The sequence below is a fragment of the Achromobacter sp. 18P8.1.1 genome (assembly GCF_057799415.1).
This window is the reverse complement of record NZ_JBYOKH010000055.1, coordinates 1-17,871: the sequence shown is the minus strand read 5'-3', so window position 1 is coordinate 17,871 and position 17,871 is coordinate 1. Positions and strand designations below refer to the sequence as shown.

At 66.7% G+C, this 17,871-nt stretch carries 12 protein-coding genes and 1 pseudogene; 9 read left to right on the top strand and 4 right to left on the bottom strand.

Going from position 1 to position 17,871, the window contains the following annotated elements:
* The first annotated feature begins 72 nt into the window (after positions 1-72).
* On the top strand, positions 73-702 hold the full coding sequence (locus tag AC27VE_RS25925; protein WP_315132556.1) for a TetR/AcrR family transcriptional regulator: 630 nt from the start codon (positions 73-75) through the stop codon (positions 700-702).
* 6 nt (positions 703-708) lie between these two features.
* Here the strand turns inward: AC27VE_RS25925 and AC27VE_RS25920 are convergent, their stop codons facing one another.
* Positions 709-1,095 (bottom strand): VOC family protein, encoded by a 387-nt coding sequence (locus tag AC27VE_RS25920; protein WP_488705380.1) that lies wholly within the window; start codon positions 1,093-1,095, stop codon positions 709-711.
* 124 nt (positions 1,096-1,219) lie between these two features.
* On the opposite strand from AC27VE_RS25920, the gene AC27VE_RS25915 reads away from it, so the two are divergent.
* The 5 genes from AC27VE_RS25915 to AC27VE_RS25895 all read left to right on the top strand — a co-directional run bounded on the left by AC27VE_RS25915 (position 1,220) and on the right by AC27VE_RS25895 (position 9,806).
* Positions 1,220-3,193, top strand: coding sequence for a BCCT family transporter (locus AC27VE_RS25915; protein WP_088587923.1), 1,974 nt, complete (start codon positions 1,220-1,222; stop codon positions 3,191-3,193).
* A 160-nt stretch (positions 3,194-3,353) separates the two neighbouring features.
* Entirely contained in the window at positions 3,354-4,484 is a 1,131-nt protein-coding gene (locus AC27VE_RS25910; RefSeq protein ID WP_488705379.1) for an efflux RND transporter periplasmic adaptor subunit, read from the top strand.
* A 17-nt stretch (positions 4,485-4,501) separates the two neighbouring features.
* The gene (locus tag AC27VE_RS25905; protein ID WP_488705378.1) at positions 4,502-7,603 is read left to right on the top strand and encodes a MexW/MexI family multidrug efflux RND transporter permease subunit; all 3,102 of its coding nucleotides are present in this window, start codon (positions 4,502-4,504) and stop codon (positions 7,601-7,603) included.
* A gap of 10 nt (positions 7,604-7,613) precedes the next feature.
* Complete coding sequence (locus AC27VE_RS25900; RefSeq protein WP_488705377.1) at positions 7,614-9,092, top strand: efflux transporter outer membrane subunit; 1,479 nt, start codon at positions 7,614-7,616, stop codon at positions 9,090-9,092.
* Positions 9,093-9,146: 54 nt separating this feature from the next.
* A complete protein-coding gene (locus AC27VE_RS25895; protein WP_006223738.1) occupies positions 9,147-9,806 on the top strand; it encodes a helix-turn-helix transcriptional regulator in 660 nt (219 codons plus the stop codon).
* A 203-nt stretch (positions 9,807-10,009) separates the two neighbouring features.
* On the opposite strand, the gene oprZ is transcribed toward AC27VE_RS25895, so the two are convergent.
* Genes oprZ through AC27VE_RS25880 form a run of 3 tightly spaced genes read right to left on the bottom strand, consistent with a single transcriptional unit; the run spans position 10,010 to position 15,708 of the window.
* Positions 10,010-11,401 carry a multidrug efflux RND transporter outer membrane subunit OprZ gene (oprZ, locus tag AC27VE_RS25890; protein WP_488705376.1) on the bottom strand — a complete coding sequence of 464 codons (1,392 nt, stop codon included), beginning with the start codon at positions 11,399-11,401 and terminating at the stop codon, positions 10,010-10,012.
* Positions 11,398-14,535, bottom strand: coding sequence for a multidrug efflux RND transporter permease subunit (locus tag AC27VE_RS25885; RefSeq protein WP_488705375.1), 3,138 nt, complete (start codon positions 14,533-14,535; stop codon positions 11,398-11,400). Before AC27VE_RS25885 ends, oprZ begins: the two co-directional genes overlap by 4 nt.
* A gap of 3 nt (positions 14,536-14,538) precedes the next feature.
* Positions 14,539-15,708, bottom strand: a complete 1,170-nt coding sequence (locus tag AC27VE_RS25880) for a MexX/AxyX family multidrug efflux RND transporter periplasmic adaptor subunit (protein ID WP_488705374.1) — start codon at positions 15,706-15,708, stop codon at positions 14,539-14,541.
* 319 nt (positions 15,709-16,027) lie between these two features.
* Here AC27VE_RS25880 and axyZ point away from each other — a divergent pair, with 319 nt between their 5' ends.
* The 3 genes and pseudogenes from axyZ to AC27VE_RS25865 all read left to right on the top strand — a co-directional run.
* Positions 16,028-16,666: a multidrug efflux transcriptional repressor AxyZ gene (axyZ, locus tag AC27VE_RS25875; RefSeq protein WP_427961793.1), complete on the top strand. Its 639-nt coding sequence runs from the start codon at positions 16,028-16,030 to the stop codon at positions 16,664-16,666.
* Between the two features lie 38 nt (positions 16,667-16,704).
* Positions 16,705-17,601, top strand: coding sequence for a LysR family transcriptional regulator (locus tag AC27VE_RS25870; protein ID WP_488705373.1), 897 nt, complete (start codon positions 16,705-16,707; stop codon positions 17,599-17,601).
* A gap of 120 nt (positions 17,602-17,721) precedes the next feature.
* Positions 17,722-17,871 (top strand): annotated as a pseudogene (locus tag AC27VE_RS25865) (ABC transporter substrate-binding protein); the annotation flags it as partial.

The following is a 17,871-nucleotide window of genomic DNA, read 5'->3' as shown; positions in this document are numbered from 1 at the left end:
TGGATTCTAATGCAACTCTGTATTCAGATACAACACTGTATTTGAAATGGACGCCAGTGCTAAACTCGCGCCATGTCAAAAATCCGCCTTACCCGCGAGCAAAGCCGAGACCAGACGCGCCAGCGCCTGTTCGACGCTGCGCAATCGGTTTTCCTCAGCAAGGGTTTCGTGGCCGCCAGCGTCGAGGACATCGCCGAACTGGCGGGGTACACGCGCGGGGCCTTTTATTCCAATTTCGGCAGCAAGTCCGAACTGTTCCTGCAATTGCTCCGGCGCGATCACGAAAAAGTGATGGCCGACATGCGCGCCATCTTCGAGGACGGCGAATCGCGCCCGCAGATGGAGGCGCGCGTGCTGGAGTACTACAGCACGCACCACCGCGAAAACGACTGTTTCCTGCTCTGGATGGAAGGCAAGCTGCAAGCCGCGCGCGACCCGGAATTCCGGGTGGGCTTCACGGACTGCCTGCGCGAACTGCGGGCGGCCACGACCGAATACGTCCGCCAGTTCTCCGCCCACGTGGGCACGCCGCTGCCGCTGCCGGCAGAGCAACTCGCCATCGGCCTGCTGGCCTTGTCGGACGGCATGCAGTTCAGCTATGCCTTCGATCCGCAGGGCGTCACGCTGGAAATGACCGAGGCCGTGCTGGCGGGATTCTTCCGCCGCGTGGTCTTCGGCGACCCGCCGCCCGAGGGGCAGTAGGGCGCTCTAGGATTGGGCCAGCAATTCCGATATCTCGATCAGATTCAGGTCCGGGTCGCGCAGATATACGGATCGGATCTTGCCGGTGGCGCCAGTGCGTGGCACCGGGCCTTCGATGATCGTGGCGCCGGCCTCGTTCAAGCGGGCGATCACCTCGTCCAGGGGCCGGTCGGCGATAAAGCACAGGTCCAGCGCGCCCGGCACGGGCAAGTGTGCCTTCGGCTCGAATTCGTGGCCGCGCACGTGCAGGTTGATTTTCTGGTTGCCAAAGCGCAACGCCTGGCGGCCTTCGCCGAAGGTCTCCAGGCGCATGCCCAAAATCCGGGTGTAGAAATCCACCGTGGCCTCGGGGTCGGTGCAGGTCAAGACCAGATGGTCCAGGTGATCGATCATGCGCTTGTCCGTTATTTCAGATTGTCAGCCGTACTCTGGGCGTGATAGTAATACCTGCGGCGCGCGGCCAGACTGAGGGGGCCGGCGCCGGTTTTTTCAACCCTCGGGCGAAAGGAGCGGCAGCTTGACTTCAGAAACCCGACCATCCTCCACCATCAACAAACCGGTCTTTTTTTCGGCCGCGCTGTTCACCCTGCTACTCGTGGGCTTTGCCATCGCGGCCCCGAAGACCGCGCAGAACCTGTTCGAAGCGATGCAGGGCTGGATCCTCGGCAATGCCAGCTGGTTCTACATCCTGGTCGTGGCCATCATCTTGCTGTCGGTCACGTTCCTGGCGGTCAGCCGTTACGGCGACATCAAGCTGGGCCCCGACCACAGTGAACCGGACTACCGCAATTTCACGTGGTTCGCGATGCTGTTCTCGGCCGGCATGGGCATCGGTCTGATGTTCTTCGGCGTGGCCGAACCCGTCATGCACTTCATGTCGCCGCCGGTCGGCGAGGGCGGCAATGCCGCCGCCGCCCGCGAGGCCATGAAGATCACCTTCTTCCATTGGGGGCTGCATGCGTGGGCGATCTACGCCGTGGTGGCGCTGACGCTGGCGTTCTTCTCTTTCCGGCATGGCCTGCCGCTGACCCTGCGTTCCGCGCTGTACCCGCTGATCGGCAACCGCATCCACGGGCCCATCGGCCACGCGGTCGACATCTTCGCCATCATCGGCACGGTGCTGGGCGTGGCGACCTCGCTGGGCCTGGGCGTGGCGCAGATGAACAGCGGGTTGAACCACCTGTTCGGCATCCCCGTGGGCGTGACCACGCAGATCATCCTCATCATCATCACTTGCGGGCTGGCCACGCTGTCCGTCGCAAGCGGCCTGGACAAGGGCATCCGCATCCTGTCCGAAGCCAACATGGTGCTGGCGGTGATCCTGCTGCTGTTCGTGCTGATCGCCGGCCCCACGGTGTTCCTGTTCCAGACCTTTGTGCAGAACACCGGCGCTTACCTGTCGGACATCGTCAACAAGACCTTCAACCTGTACGCCTATGATCCTTCCGACTGGATTGGCGGCTGGACGCTCTTCTATTGGGGCTGGTGGATCGCGTGGTCGCCGTTCGTGGGCCTGTTCATCGCGCGCATCTCGCGCGGGCGCACCATCCGCGAGTTCGTCTGCGGCGTGCTGCTTGTGCCTGCCGGCTTTACCCTGTTCTGGATGACGGTGTTCGGCGATACCGCCATCCACTTCATCCTGGTCGACGGCGTGAAAGGGTTTGCCGAGACCGTCGAAGCCGACAGTTCGCTGGCGCTTTTCGCGTTCCTTGAACAACTGCCCTGGAGCAACGTGCTATCCGTGTTCGCTATCGCGATGGTGGCGGTGTTCTTCGTCACGTCGGCGGACTCGGGGGCGCTGGTGGTGGACCTGCTGGCATCCGGCGGGGCGGACCGCACGCCGGTGTGGCAGCGCATCTTCTGGTCGCTGTCGATGGGGGCTGTCGCCATCGCACTGCTGCTGGCCGACGGACTGACCGCCTTGCAGACGGCCACCATCGCAAGCGCGCTGCCGTTCTCCATCATCCTGCTGCTGTCGTTGTGGGGGCTGTTCAAGGCGCTGCGGCTGGACGCGACCAAGCGCGGCATTCGCTACCAGTCCCTGACCCTGTCGCGGCCGGCGCGCGGCGGCCAGTCCTGGGAACGGCGCCTGCGCAATATGGTCATGATGCCGCGCCGCGCCCACGTGCTGCGCTTCATCAGCGACGTGGTGCGGCCGGCGCTGGACGATGTGGCCGACGAATTGCGCCGCCAGGGCTATGCGGTGGCCGTGCGCGAAGACGAGAGCGAAGGCGGCGTGACCCTGGAGGTGTCCCATGGCGACCACCTGGACTTCTGGTACGCGGTGCGCCCCGAGGCGTTCGTCCGTCCCAGCCTGACCCCGGAAGAGGCCGCCGACGAGGAAGAGCGCAAGTACTTCCGCGCGGAAGTCCACTTGCGCGAAGGCGGACAGGACTACGACATCATGGGCTGGAGCCGGGACGCCGTCATTGGCGACATCCTGGACCAGTACGAACGCCACCGCCATTACCTGCATATGGTGCGAACCTAGCAGCGGCGGCGCGCGCGCCACGCCATGCCGCCGGGTTTTCCCGGCGGTTTTTTTTCGTCCATAGCCTGCCGCTATCCCGGGCATTGCTTTCGCCACTTTGACGGATTCGCCGGAATCGTGGATTATCCAAGCATATTCTTGGATAAATAGAGAGTGAATCATGAAGGCGAAATCAGGGGCATGGGCGGCGGGCGTCGTCGTGCTGGCGGTGGCGGTGGGGGGCGGGCTGGTCTGGACATTCAGCGGCACGTCGCAAAAGGGCGGTTGGGCGATGCCGCCCGCCAAAGTGGCGGTGGCGCCTGCCGTTCGGGCGGACTTCCCCGTGGCGTTGACCGGCATCGGGTCGCTGGAGGCGACGCGCCAGGTCCAGGTGCCGGCTGAGGTGGACGGCCGCGTCACCCAGATCCTGTTCACGGCCGGCCAGCACGTGCAGGCCGGGCAGTTGCTGGTGCAGTTCAACGATGCGCCCGAGCAGGGCGAACTGGCGCGTCTTCAGGCCCAGGCGCGCAACGCGCGGACCTTGCTGGAACGCACGCGCCGCCTGCTGCCGCAACAGGCCGCCACGCGGGAACAACTGGATCAGGCGCAGGCGGACTACGACCAGGCGGCCGCCGACATCAAGCGGGTGCAGGCGTTGATCGAACAAAAGCGCGTGAAGGCGCCGTTTGACGGCGTGCTGGGCGTGCGCCGCGTCAATCTGGGCCAATTCGCCAAAGCGGGTGATCCGCTGGTCTCGCTGACCGACGCGACCACGCTGTATGCCAACATCACCTTGCCCGAACAGGCGCTGGGCGCGTTGCGCACCGGCCAGTCCGTGACCGTGACGGTCGACGCCCACGCCGGGCGAGAGTTCTCGGGGCAGGTCACGACCGTTGAGCCACAAGTCGACCCGGGTTCACGCACCGTGCGCGTGCAGGCCACGCTGCCCAATGCCGATGGCGCGCTGGCGGCCGGCATGTTCGCCCACGGCCGCATCGGCCTGCCTGATCGCCCCGACGTCATCACCGTGCCTGAGACCGCGGTCAGCTATAGCGCCTATGGCGATTCCGTCTACGTCCTGACGCCGCCTGCGGCGGACCAGCAGGGCGCGGCCCCCACCGTGCGCCAAGCCTATGTGAAGACGGCCGAGCGCGTGCGCGGCCGCGTGGTCGTGACGGAAGGGCTGGAAGCGGGCGACCAGGTCGTGACCTCCGGGCAGTTGCGCCTGCATAACGGCGCGGCGGTCGACATCATCGCCACCGACACCGTGGCGCTGGGCGATGCGCAGCAAGCCACGGCGCAAGCCCGGTAACGGGGCAGGAGGCAATCATGAAATTCACCGACCTCTTCGTCCGCCGGCCCGTGCTGGCCCTGGTGGTCAGCACGCTGATCCTGCTGCTCGGCATCAAGGCGCTGAGCGGCCTGCCCGTGCGGCAGTACCCGCTGACCGAAAGCACCACCATCACCATCACCACCCAATACCCGGGCGCGTCGCCCGACCTGATGCAAGGCTTCGTCACGCAGCCCATCGCGCAGTCGGTCGCCACCGTGGAAGGCATCGACTACCTGTCTTCCTCATCGACCCAGGGCCGCAGCGTCATCACCGTCCGGATGAAACTGAACGCCGACTCCAACAAGGCCATGACCGAGGTCATGGCCAAGGTCAACGAGGTCAAGTACCGCCTGCCGCAAGACGTGTACGACCCCGTGCTGGTCAAGTCCGCGGGCGAGGCGACCGCGGTGGCCTATGTGGGCTTTTCCAGCACCACGTTGTCGCTGGCGGCGCTGACCGATTACCTGTCGCGGGTCGTGCAGCCGCAGCTGTCGTCGATCGACGGCGTGGCAAGCGTCGAACTCTATGGCGGCCAGAAGCTCGCCATGCGGGTCTGGCTGGACCCCAACCGGATGGCCGCACGCGGCATTTCCGCCGGCGAACTGGCGCAGGCGCTGCGCGACAACAACGTGCAGGCCGCGCCAGGGCAGGCCAAGGGCCTGTACGTGGTGTCCAACATCCAGGTCAACACCGATCTCGTGAATGTGGCGGAATTCCGCGACCTGGTGGTCAAGCGCGACGGCGACGCCATCGTGCGGTTGGGCGACGTGGCAACCGTCGAACTGGGGGCGGCGTCCACCGATTCCAGCGGCTTGATGGATGGCGAACCGGCTGTGTACTTCGGCCTGAACGCCACCCCGGTCGGCAACCCGCTCGTCATCGTCAAGCGCTTGAACGAGCTCGTGCCCAATATCAAGCAGAACCTGCCGCCGGGCACCAGCGTGCAGGTGCCGTTCGAGCTGGCCCGCTTCATCAGCGCGTCCATCGACGGCGTGATGCAGACATTGCTGGAAGCCGTCGCCATCGTGGTGGTGGTGATCTTCCTGTGCCTGGGGTCGCTGCGCGCCGTGCTGATTCCGGTCATCACGATTCCGCTGTCCATGCTGGGCGGGGCGGCCATCATGGCGCTGTTCGGCTTCAGCGTGAATTTGTTGACCCTGCTGGCGATGGTGCTGGCCATCGGCCTGGTGGTGGACGATGCCATCGTCGTGGTGGAAAACGTGCACCGCCATATCGAAGAAGGCAAGTCGCCCGTGCGGGCCGCGCTGATCGGCGCGCGTGAAGTGGCGGGGCCGGTGATCGCCATGACGATCACCCTGGCGGCCGTCTATGCGCCCATCGGGCTGATGGGCGGGCTGACCGGATCGCTCTTCAAGGAATTCGCCTTCACACTGGCGGGCGCCGTGGTCGTATCGGGCGTGATCGCGCTGACGCTGTCGCCCGTGATGAGTTCTTTCCTCTTGAACAGTCACGTGTCGGAAGGCTGGATGGCGCAGCGCGCCGAACGCTTCTTCGGGCGGCTGGGCGACGCCTACGGCCGCGTGCTGGACGTGTCGCTGCATCACCGCTGGGTGACGGGGCTGATCGCCGTGGCGGTGCTGGTCAGCCTGCCGTTCCTGTACAACGCAGCCCAGCGCGAGCTGGCGCCCGTCGAAGACCAGTCGACCGTGCTGACGGCGATCAAGTCGCCGCAGCAGGCCAACATCGACTATGTCGAGAAATTCGGCAAGAAGTGGGACGACGTCATGAAGACGTTGCCCGAACAAAAGGGCCGCTGGCTGATCAACGGCTCGGACGGCGTGTCCAACAGTATTGGCGGCGTCGACTTCGTCGACTGGAAGGACCGCAAGCGCTCGGCCGACGAGATCCAGGCCGACATGCAATCGATGGTCAATCAGGTCGAAGGCAGCAATATTTTCGCTTTCCAATTGCCGTCCCTGCCGGGTTCCACCGGCGGGCTGCCCGTGCAGATGGTGCTGATGAGCGCGGCCGATTACCCGGTCGTGTACGAGGCCATGGAAAGCCTGAAGAAGGCGGCGCGCGAAAGCGGCCTGTTCATGGTGGTGGACAGCGACCTGGACTACAACAATCCGGTGGTGCAGCTGAAGGTGGACCGCGCCAAGGCCAACAGCCTGGGTGTCACCATGAAGGCCATTGGCGATACGCTGGCCGTGCTGGTGGGCGAAAACTACGTCAACCGCTTCGGCATGGACGGCAGGTCCTATGACGTGATCCCGCAGAGCCTGCGCGAACAGCGCATCTCGCCTGCATCGTTGGCGCAGTTCCACGTCAAGAGCGCCAGCGGCGCGCAGGTGCCGCTGTCCAACCTGGTGTCGGTATCCATGGGGGTGGAACCCAATTCGCTGACGCAATTCAACCAGTTGAACGCCGCTACCTTCCAGGCCATTCCGATGCCGGGCGTCACGATGGGCGACGCGGTGCGGTTCCTGACGCAGCAGGCGCAGCAATTGCCTGCCGGCTTCAGCTACGACTGGCAGTCGGATGCGCGCCAGTTCAGCCAGGAAGGCTCGGCGCTGATGATCACCTTCATTTTCGCCATCATCGTCATCTATCTGGTGCTGGCGGCGCAATACGAAAGCCTGCGCGACCCGTTCATCATCCTGGTCAGCGTGCCCATGTCGATCTGCGGCGCCCTGATTCCGCTGGCGCTGGGCATGGCCACCGTCAACATCTATACCCAGATCGGCCTGGTGACGCTGATCGGCCTGATCAGCAAGCACGGCATCCTGATGGTGGAGTTCGCCAACGAGATGCAGGTCAGCCATGGGCTGGACCGGCGCACGGCGATGGAGCAGGCCGCCCGCATCCGCCTGCGTCCCATCCTGATGACGACGGCAGCGATGGTGATGGGGCTGATCCCGCTGCTGTTCGCCTCCGGCGCGGGCGCGCACAGCCGCTACAGCCTGGGACTCGTCATCGTGGTGGGCCTGCTGGTGGGCACCTTGTTCACGCTGTTCGTCCTGCCCACCGTCTACACCGTCTTCGCACGTGACCACCGTGCCGCCAACGACACGCCGCGCGCCCGGGAACTGGCGGCGGCGCAAGCAGCGGACGCCACTGTGGCCGCCTCGCATTAAGGAACCGATCATGAACCCATCCATTCACCCCAAACGCCTGCGCCGCGGCCTCGCCGTGCTGGTGGCGGCCCTGGCCACCGCGGGTTGCGCGGTCGGGCCTGATTACCAGAAGCCGCAGGCCGCGCCCGTGGCCCTCGCCAGCCCGGAGCAGGCGCTGTTTTCCACGGACCGGCTGCAGCGCGACTGGTGGAAGCAGTTGCAGGACCCCCAGCTGGACCGCCTGATCGGCCTGGCCCTGTCCCGCAACCACGACATCCGCATCGCCCAGGCGCGCCTGGCCGAGTCGCGTGCCGTGCTGGACGAAAAGGAGCTGGACCAATTGCCCGCGGTGACGCTGGACGGCCGCTACGAGCGCAGCCTGTCGCAAGCCAATGCGGGCGCTGCCGGACAGCGCAATCTGGCTCAGAGTTACCGCGCCGGGTTCGACGCCACCTGGGAACTCGACCTGTTCGGCCGTCTGCGCCGGACGGCCGAAGGGGCTGCGGCACGCAGCGAGGCCCAGGCCGCAGACCTGGCGCAGGCGCGCATCGTGGTGGCAGCGGAGGTCGCGCGTAATTACTTCGAACTGCGCGGCGCCGAACAGCGGTTGACCGTGGCGCGCGCCAATCTGGACAGCCAGCGCGACAGCCTGCGCGTCACCCAGGCGATGGTCTCGGCCGGCCGCGGCGACGAAGGCGATCTTGCAAGTGCGCGGGCTGAACTGGAAACTGTGCAGGCCAGCGTGCCCGTGCAGGAAACGGCCAGGCGGCTGGCGCTTTACCGCATCGCGGTGCTGGCCGGGCTGCGCCCCGCCGAACTGGGCGAGCTGGACGCCGGCCGGCCACTTGCGCCGTTGACCGCCCGCTTGCCGATCGGCGACGTGGGCGCCTTGCTGTCGCGTCGTCCAGACATCCTGGCGGCCGAACGCAATATGGCCGCCGCCAATGCGGACGTGGGGGTGGCTACCGCCGAGCTCTATCCCCGGTTCGACCTGGGCGGCTTCCTGGGATTCGTGGCATTGCGCGGGGCCGACTTCGGTTCATCGTCCAGCCGCGCGTTCAGCGTGGCTTCGGGGGTGAACTGGCCGGCGTTCCACCTGCCGACGGCGCTGGCAAGAAAGCGCGGCGCCGTGGCCCGATCCGAAGGCGAAGTGGCGCGCTACGAGCAGACCGTGCTGCGGGCCGTGGAAGAGCTTGAAGCGGCATTGACGGAATTCGGCCAGACGCAGCAGCGGCTGGGCAACCTGGCGCAGGCGGCGATGCACAGCAGCCGGGCGGCCGACCTGGCGCAACTGCGCTACCGGGAAGGCAGCGCCCCGTATTTGACGGTGCTGGATGCGCAGCGTACGCTTTTGCGCGCCCAGGACGCCGTGGCCGTTGCCGAAACGGAGTCCTATACCCGCCTGATCGCGCTGTACAAGGCGCTGGGCGGGGGCTGGGAGGCGGGGCCGGAAACGGCAAGCGGGGAATCGACAGGGGAGGGATCCAAGCCGTCGCCCGCCGCCGGCTGACCTTCGCCCCGGTTCGTGGCACCATAGGAAAAAACCTGGAGTTCCGTTATCGCCATGTCTGACAGCCTGTCCCAACCCGTCACCTGGACGCCGCATCAACCGGCCGACCGCGTGCTCATGACCTTGAAGACGCGCGGCCCGCAGTCCATTGCGGTCATCGCGAAGGCCATGGACGTGACGGCCGAAGCGGTGCGCCAGCAGATGACGCGGTTGCATGCCGATGGGCTGGTGGATTCCGAAAGCCATAGCGCCGGGCGCGGCCGGCCGACCCAGATCTGGTATCTGACGGAGGCCGGCCACGGCCGCTTTCCCGACACGCATGCGGAAATGACGGTGCAGATGATCGGGGCCGTGCGCCAGGTGTTCGGCGACGAGGGCGTGGAAAAGCTGATCCAGGTGCGCGAAGCCGCCATGCTGAACAGCTACCACCAGGCCATGCTGGGCGCCAAGGACCTGGCCGGCCGGCTGGAACGCCTGGTCCAGGTGCGTTCCTCCGAAGGCTACATGGCCGAACTGCGCCAGGACGGCGCGGACTATCTCTTCATCGAAAACCACTGTCCGATCTGCTCGGCGGCCAAGGCCTGTATGGGCTTTTGCCGCAGCGAACTGGAACTATTCCGCAACGTGCTGGGCGCAGGCGTGACGGTCGACCGCGAAGAACACATCCTGGCCGGCGCGCGCCGCTGCGCCTACCGCGTCAGCACGCGGGCGTGACAGACGGGCGGCCGCGCACGTGAATCCGTAGGATGGGTGAAGCGCGAGAGTTCTTCGGCAAGAACTCCGACGTTCAGCGCGCGCAACCCATCAAGCGGCGGTCATCCTATAGCCGAATCGGATAAGAAAAGTAGCGCCGCTTGATGGGTTACGCGCGCTGAAGGCCTGCGCTCAGACGCACTCCCTCTCGCGCTTCACCCATCCTACGAGCCCTTATCCGCCGGCGTTTCCCACCCGCCCAGCGCCTTGTACAGGTCCACCGCGTTGACCAGTCGGCGCTGCTGCAGCCGGATGTACTCCTGCTCGGATTCGAACAGGCTGCGCTGCGCCTCCAGCATTTCCAGATAACCCGCCACGCCGCGGTCGTAGCGTCGTTCGGCCAGCCGCTGGCGGTCGCGGTCGGCGTCGCGCACCTTGCGTTGCGCGTCGATCTGTTCGCGCAAGGTGTCCCGCGCGGACAGGGCGTCGGCCACCTCGCGGAAGGCCAGCTGGATGCTGCCTTCATACTGCGCCACGGCGATATCCTTGCGGGTTTCGGCCAGCGACAGGTTGGCGCGGTTGCGGCCCGCGTTGAAGATGGGCAGCGTCAGCGTGGGCGCGAACACCCAATTGCCCGTGCCCGATCCGAACAGGTCCGAAAAGCTGCCAGCCGTGCTGCCGATATCGGTCGTCAACTGCACCGACGGGAAGAAGGCCGCCCGCGCGGCGCCGATGTCGGCGTTGGCGGCGCGCAGCGTGTTCTCGGCCTGGCGCAAGTCGGGGCGGCGCGTCAGCAGCGTCGACGGCAAGCCGGCAGCCAGCGGCGTCAGGCTCTGGCTTTCCAGCGACACAGCTTCGGTTCCTGCCGGCAGCGAGAAGTCGCCTGCCAACAGGCCCAGCGCATGCACGGCTTGCCGGTATTCCCGGCTGAGCTCGGCATGCGTGGCGCGGGATGACTCCACCAGCATCTGCGCGGTGCGCAGCCCGATCGCGGTTTCCAGCCCGGCGTCGTAACGGCGCCGGGTGATCTTCAGCGTCGCCTCGCGCAGCGCCAGCGTGCTCTCTGTCAGCCGCAGTTGCTCGGCCAGCGAGCGCTGGTTGAAGACCGCCGTTGCGGTTTCCGCCACCAGGGACAAGGTTGCGGCGCGGTGTGCTTCTTCGCTGGCCAGGTAGCGTTCTAGCGCCGCGTCGCTCAGGCTTTTCACGCGGCCGAAGAAGTCCAGTTCGAAGGCTGTGATGCCGACGGCAGCGCGATAGCGGTTCGCCACCGGCAATGGACCCTGTCCGGGTTCCACGCTGCGGCCCCGGCTGAATTCGCCGCGCCCGTCCAGGCTCGGCAAGCGGTCTGCGTCCTGGACACCATACAGCGCGCGCGCCTCCTGGATGCGCAATGCCGCCACGCGCAGGTTGCGGTTGTTCTGCAGCGCGGCTTCGATCCAGGCCTGCAACGCCGGGTCGTTGAAATACACGCGCCAGTCCTGGGGTATTTCCGCCTGTCCGTCTTGCGCGGGCGTGTCGTAAGCCGCGGGGATGGGCGCGGCGGGGCGCTCATGCACGGGCGCCAGCGAGCAGCCCGCCAGGGCTGCCGCCAGTAGGGTCATGGCCATGGCTTTCATGGCGTGGTCTCCACAGGGTCGCGGTCGGATTGACGCGCGGGGCGGGCGCGCCCGCCGAACAGGCGGCCCACGATCAGGAAAAACAGCGGCACCAGGAAAATGGCCAGTACGGTCGCCGTCAGGATCCCGCCCAGCACGCCGGTGCCAATTGCCGCCTGCGCGCCGGATGCCGCGCCTGTCGCCAGGGCCAGCGGCAGCACGCCCACGCCGAAGGCCAGCGAGGTCATGACGATGGGCCGCAGCCGCAGCCGCGCCGCCTCCAGCGTCGCCGACACCAGGCCCTGGCCGTCGCGCACCAGGTCCTTGGCCACCTCGACGATCAGGATGGCGTTCTTGGCCGACAAGCCGATGGTGGCGATGAGGCCCACCTTGAAGTAGATGTCGTTAGGCATGCCGCGCAGCGTCACGCCCAGCACGGCGCCGATCACGCCCAGCGGCACGACGAGGATCACCGCCAGCGGAATGGTCCAGCTTTCATACAGCGCAGCCAGCGCCAGAAACACGATCAGCACCGACAAGGCGAACAGCGCGGCCGCCTGGTTGCCCGACAGCCGTTCCTCGTACGATTGGCCCGACCAGTCGAAACCGATGCCACGCGGCAGTTCCGCGGCCAATTCCTCCATGGCGCGCATGGCTTCGCCGCTGCTATGCCCCTTGGCCGCCGAGCCGTTGATCGTGAAGGTGGGAAAACCGTTGTAGCGGCTGAGCTGCGGCGGGCCCATCGTCCACTTCAGCGTGGTGAACGCGGACAGCGGCACCATCTGGCCCTGCACGTTGCGCACGTGCAGGCGCGACACGTCGTCCACGTCGACCCGGCTCTTGCCGTCCGCCTGCACCGTCACGCGCCGCACCTGGCCGTTATGCATGAAGTCGCCGATATAGTCCGACCCGTACATCACCGCCAGCGCCGTGTTGATCTCTTCCACGGCCACACCCATGGCCTGGGCCTTGTCGCGGTCGATGTTCAACTGTAGTTGCGGCGCTTCTTCCTGGCCGGCGAACACCACTTCCGTCAACGCGGGGTGCTTGGCCGCGGCGGCCAGCAACTGCTGGCGCGCCTGGGTCAAGGCTTGATAGCCCAGGCCAGCACGGTCCTGCAGCCGGAAATCAAAGCCCGAGGTGGAACCCAGGTCCGGCAGGGGGGGCGAATTCAGCGCCTGCACCATCGCGTTCTTGCGCTCGGCAAAGGCCTCGTTGATGCGTTCGACGACGGCGTCCACATGTTGGCTGGCGTCGCGCCGTTCCTTCCAGTCCTTCAACGTCACGAAGAACATGGCCGAGTTCGGGCCGCTGCCGTACAGGCTGAAGCCATTGACCGAATACACGAACTCGACCGGTTCGTTGTCCAGCATGTAGCGTTCGACTTCCTTCACCAGCGCCATCGTGTCGCTCTGCGGCGTGCCTTGCGGCAGGATGACCATGGCCATGAAGCTGCCCTGGTCTTCGTCGGGCAGGAACGAGGAGGGCAGGCGCATGAACAGGAACGCCACCGCGGCGATGACGGCCAGATAGGCCAGTCCGAAGCGCACCGGCCGGGCCAGCACGCCCGCCACACGGGCGGTGTAGCGCTCGGTCAGGCGGGCGAAGGCGCGGTTGAACCAGCCGAAGAAGCCGCGCTTCTCGTGGTGGCCGGCAGGCACGGGCTTGAGCAGGGTGGCGCAGAGCGCCGGCGTCAGCGACAGCGCCAGGAACGCGGAAAACGCGATCGACACCGCCAGCGTCACAGCGAACTGGCGGTAGATGTTGCCCACCGCGCCGTCGAAGAAGGCCATCGGCACGAACACCGACACCAGCACGACGGTAATGCCCATGATGGCGCCGCTGATCTGGCGCATGGCGCGCACGGTGGCGTCGTGGGCCGACAGGCCTTCCTCGGCCATGATGCGTTCCACGTTCTCCACCACCACGATTGCGTCGTCCACCAGGATGCCGATGGCCAGCACCATGCCGAACATGGTCAGCACGTTGATGGAAAAGCCCAGCCACAGCATCACGCCCAGCGTGCCCAACAGCGCCACCGGCACCACCAGCGTCGGGATGAGCGTGGCGCGGAAGTTCTGCATGAACAGGTACATCACGCAGAACACCAGGGCCACCGCTTCCAGCAGGGTCATCAGCACCTTCTGGATCGAGATCTCGACAAAGGTCGAGGTCTCGTAAGGCAGGTCATAGGTGACCCCGGGCGGGAAGTACTGCGCCAGCTCGTCCATGGTGGCACGGATGCGGCGCGTGGTGTCCACGGCGTTGGATCCCGGGGCCAGCTTGATGCCCAGCCCGGTGCCCGTCATGCCGTTCACACGCGACAGGTACATGTAGTCCGTGCCGCCCAGTTCCACCCGCGCCACGTCCTTCAGGCGCAGCGTGGCGCCGCCCGGCTGCGTGCGCAGCGGGATGTTGGCGAACTGCTCGGGCGTGTGCAGGGACTCGCCCGCCACGATGCTGGCGTTCAGCGGCGCGTCCTTGGGCACGGCCTGGTTGCCCAGTTCGCCGATGGTGACCCGCGCGTTGTAGTCGCGCAGGGCGCGTGCGATGTCGCCGGGCGTGAGCGACATGGCCGTCAGCTTGGCGGGATCGGGCCAGATGCGCATCGCCGCTTCGGCGCCGAAGGACTGCACCTTGCCCACGCCTTCCACGCGGCGCAGCGCCTGCAGCACGTTGGAGGCCGCCAGCTCGCCCAGTTGGATGTCGTCCAGGCGTCCGTCGGACTTCAAGGAGACCACCAGCTGGATGTTGTCGGCCGCCTTTTCCACGCGCACGCCGTCGCGCCGCACGGATTCGGGCAGGCGCGGCTCGACCGCCTTCAGGCGGTTCTGCACTTCCACGGCAGCGATGTCCGGGTTGGTGCCTTGCTTGAAGGTCAGGTTGATGCTGGCCCAGCCCGTGGAGTCGCTGGTGGACGACGTGTACATCAGGCCGGGCGCGCCGTTCATCTCGCGTTCGATGATGGCCGTGACGGCCTCTTCGACCACCTGTGCCGACGCGCCGGGGTAGCTTGCGCCGATGTTGACCACGGGCGGCGCGATGTCCGGATACTGCGCGACCGGCAGTGCGCGGATCGACAGGATGCCGATCAGCATGATCAGCAGCGAGATCACCCACGCGAAAACGGGGCGATCAATAAAGAAACGCGCCATGGTTTATCCCTTCTTGCCCTCGGGGGCGGTTTGCGCGCCGGGGGCTGGTTTTTCAATGGGCTTGATCTTCTGGCCCGCAGCCAGCTGGGCGGCGTTCTCCACGACGATGCGTTCGCCGCCCACCAGCCCTTGCGTCACGATCCAGTTCGGGCCTTGCAGGCGATGCGCGGCCACCGGGATGCGGCGCAGTTCGCCGGTCTCGTCCGCCGCCAGCAGGTGTGCGCCCTCGGCGGTGCGCAGGAGCGCGTCGCGCGGCACCAGATAGGCCTCGCGGTTGATCGCCTGCTCCAGCTTGACGCGCACGTACATGCCCGGCAGCAATTCGCGGCCGGGGTTGTCGAACAGCGCCCGCATCGTCACGTTGTCCGTGCCGGGGTCCACGGCCAGGTCGGCGAACGACAGCGTGCCGCCGCGCGCGTACTCGGACCCGTCCGGCAGCACCAGGCGCACCCGCACCTGGTCCGGCGCCACGCCTTGCAGCGCGCCCGCGCGGATCTGCTTCTGCAGCTGCATCACCTCGGCGGCGGGCTGGGCGAAGTTCACGTAGATGGGGTCGATCTGCTGCACGACCGTCAGCGGCGTGGCCTGGCCTTCGCCGACCAGCGCGCCTTCGGTGACCAGCGCGCGCCGGGCGCGGCCGTCGATGGGCGAGGTGACCCGTGCGTACCCCAGGCGCAGCTTGGCGCTTTGCAGGTTGGCGCGAGCCAGCGCGACTTGCGCGCGCGCCTGGCGTTCATCGGCCACGCTTTCGGCATGGTCGCGTTCGCTGATGGCGCGGTCGCTCACCAGGTCGGCGTAACGGCGCAGCTTGTCGGCGGCGGCCGACAGGCTGGCCTGGGCGCGCGCCAGATTGGCGGCCTCGGAATCGTAGGCGGCCTGTAGCGGCGCCGGGTCGATCTGGAACAGCGCGGCGCCGCGCACGACGTCCTGGCCTTCTTCGTACAGGCGTTCGGTGACGATGCCGGCCACGCGGGCGCGCACTTCGGCCTCGCGATAGGGTTCCAGCCGTCCGGGCAGGTCGGTCGTGACGGCGGTGGGCGTGGCCCGGGCGACGATGACGCCGATTTCGGCGGGCGCTTTGGCGTCTTCTTCCGGCGCCTTTTTCGAGCACGCGGAAATAAGAACCAATACGGATAGAAAGGCGAGCTTTTTGTAGGGGACTCGTTGCTTCATTTTTGATTGTTGTTGTGGTGTGCCCGTGGGAAGGGCAGAGGGGTGATGCCGTGCCGGGAATGCGCGGGTTTTCCCGGTGGGAGGCGAGTCTATCATTTAATCCGTCATGCTTGATTGATTATCTTGTTGGAAAGTATGCTCATGGCTGCACACTTCTTAACAGTGTGGAAATGGCGGCTCCTCGACGGGCCGCCGTTTTTTTGTTGCTGGGCCGCCCCGAGACAAAAAGCCCCCCGGGGGGCAGCAAGCGCGAAGCGTGCGCGGCGTGGGGGCCCTTTTTCCGCTCGTTCCCGACAACCCCTTCATGGAGATTTCCTGCATGGCCCGCAAGACGAAAGAAGAGTCCCAACGCACCCGCGACCGCATCCTCGATGCGGCAGAGCATGTGTTCCTGTCCAAAGGCGTGGCCAGCACCACCATGAGCGACATCGCGGACCACGCGGGGGTATCCCGGGGCGCCGTCTACGGCCATTACAAGAACAAGATCGACGTCTGTATCGCCATGTGCGACCGCGCGCTCGGCGAGGCGGCTTCGCTGACCCAGGTGTCGACCGAGGGCGAAGCCCTGGAATCGCTATACGTCTCCATGCGCCAGTTCATCCGGATCTATTCGGAAGAGGGTTCGATGCAGCGCGTGCTGGAAATCCTGTACCTGAAGTGCGAACGCAGCGACGAGAACGCGCCGCTGCTGCGCCGCCGCGACCTGTGGGAACGCTACGCGCAGCGCACGTCCGAAAAGCTGCTGCGCGCCGCCGTCGAGCGCGAAGACCTGCCGCCCTCGCTGGACGTGCGGCTGTCCAACATCTACCTGCATTCGCTGGTGGACGGCGTGTTCGACAGCATCTGTTGGTCGGATCGCCTGAAGGGCGACATCTGGCCTCGCGTCGAACGCATGCTGCGCGCCGGCATCGACACCCTGAGGCTGTCGCCCCACCTGTTGATGCCGCGGCTGGCCTAGCGCCGCCGGGGCGGGGCGCCTCCCCCTACAATCGCCGCATGACCCTCAAGCAACTCGAAGCCTTCTATTGGGCCGCCACCTGCGCCAGCTTCGCCGTGGCTGCCGAACGCCTGCACCTGTCGGTGTCGTCGCTGTCCAAGCGCATCACCGAGCTTGAGGAAGCGCTGGGCCAGGCGCTGTTCGACCGCAGCGGCCACAAGGCCGCGCTGACCGATGCGGGCCAGCGGCTGGTGGCGCAGGCGCGCGAACTGCTTGCCGCGGCTGACCGGGTGCGCGCCTCCATGACCGAAACGCCGGGCTTGCGTGGCCGCTGCCGCTTCGGGGTGGGCGAGCTGACCGCGTTGACCTGGCTGCCGCGCCTGATCGCCGGAGTACGCGCAGCCTACCCCGATCTGGTGCTGGAGCCCTACGTGGACATCGGCCAGGTGCTGGAGCAGCGCGTGGCGGACGGCGAACTGGATTTCGCCGTCATCGCGGGACGCTCGTCGCGCGTGAACATCGCCTCCACACCCATCGGCCAGGCGCGCTTCGCCTGGGTGGCGTCGCCGTCCGCGCTCGACGGTGAAACCCGCATGACCGCGGCGCTGCTGGCGCGTCTGCCGCTGGTGACGCTGCCCGCCGGCGCGGGCACAAGCCGCATCATCGATGATTGGCTGGCCGGGCGCGAGGCGTCCGGCGAACGCCTGTGCTGCAACAACTGGGGCGCCATCGCCGGCCTGCTGATCGAAGGCATGGGCGTTGGGCTGCTGCCCAGCCATTGGGCCGACGCGTTGCAAGCCGAAGGCAGCCTGCGCGTCTTGCACGGCGAGCCGGCGCTGGCCGCCTTGCCCTACTCATTCCAATACCGGCGCGACGACACGCGGGCGCTGGTCGCCTGCTTGCGCGACGCCGTCGCCGTCGCGGTCGATTTCTCGGCGCCTTGCCGGCTGCCCTGAGCGCGGCCGTCCGCGAGGCGGCCGTCGCTCGCCCCATTTAGCTGTCCGACAGCCCGCGCTCTATACAATCGCGGCGCGCCTGGCGCAGAATCCAACAAAATCAATCGAGGGAGAACATCCATGCGTAAACTTTGCGCCGCCATGGCCATGGCGGGAATGCTTGTGGGCGGACTGGCCCATGCCCAGTCCACCTTGCGGATCGGCCTGCAGGACGACCCGGACGTGCTGGACCCGGGGGGGGGGGGGCCCCTCGTGGGGCGGCTCGTCTTC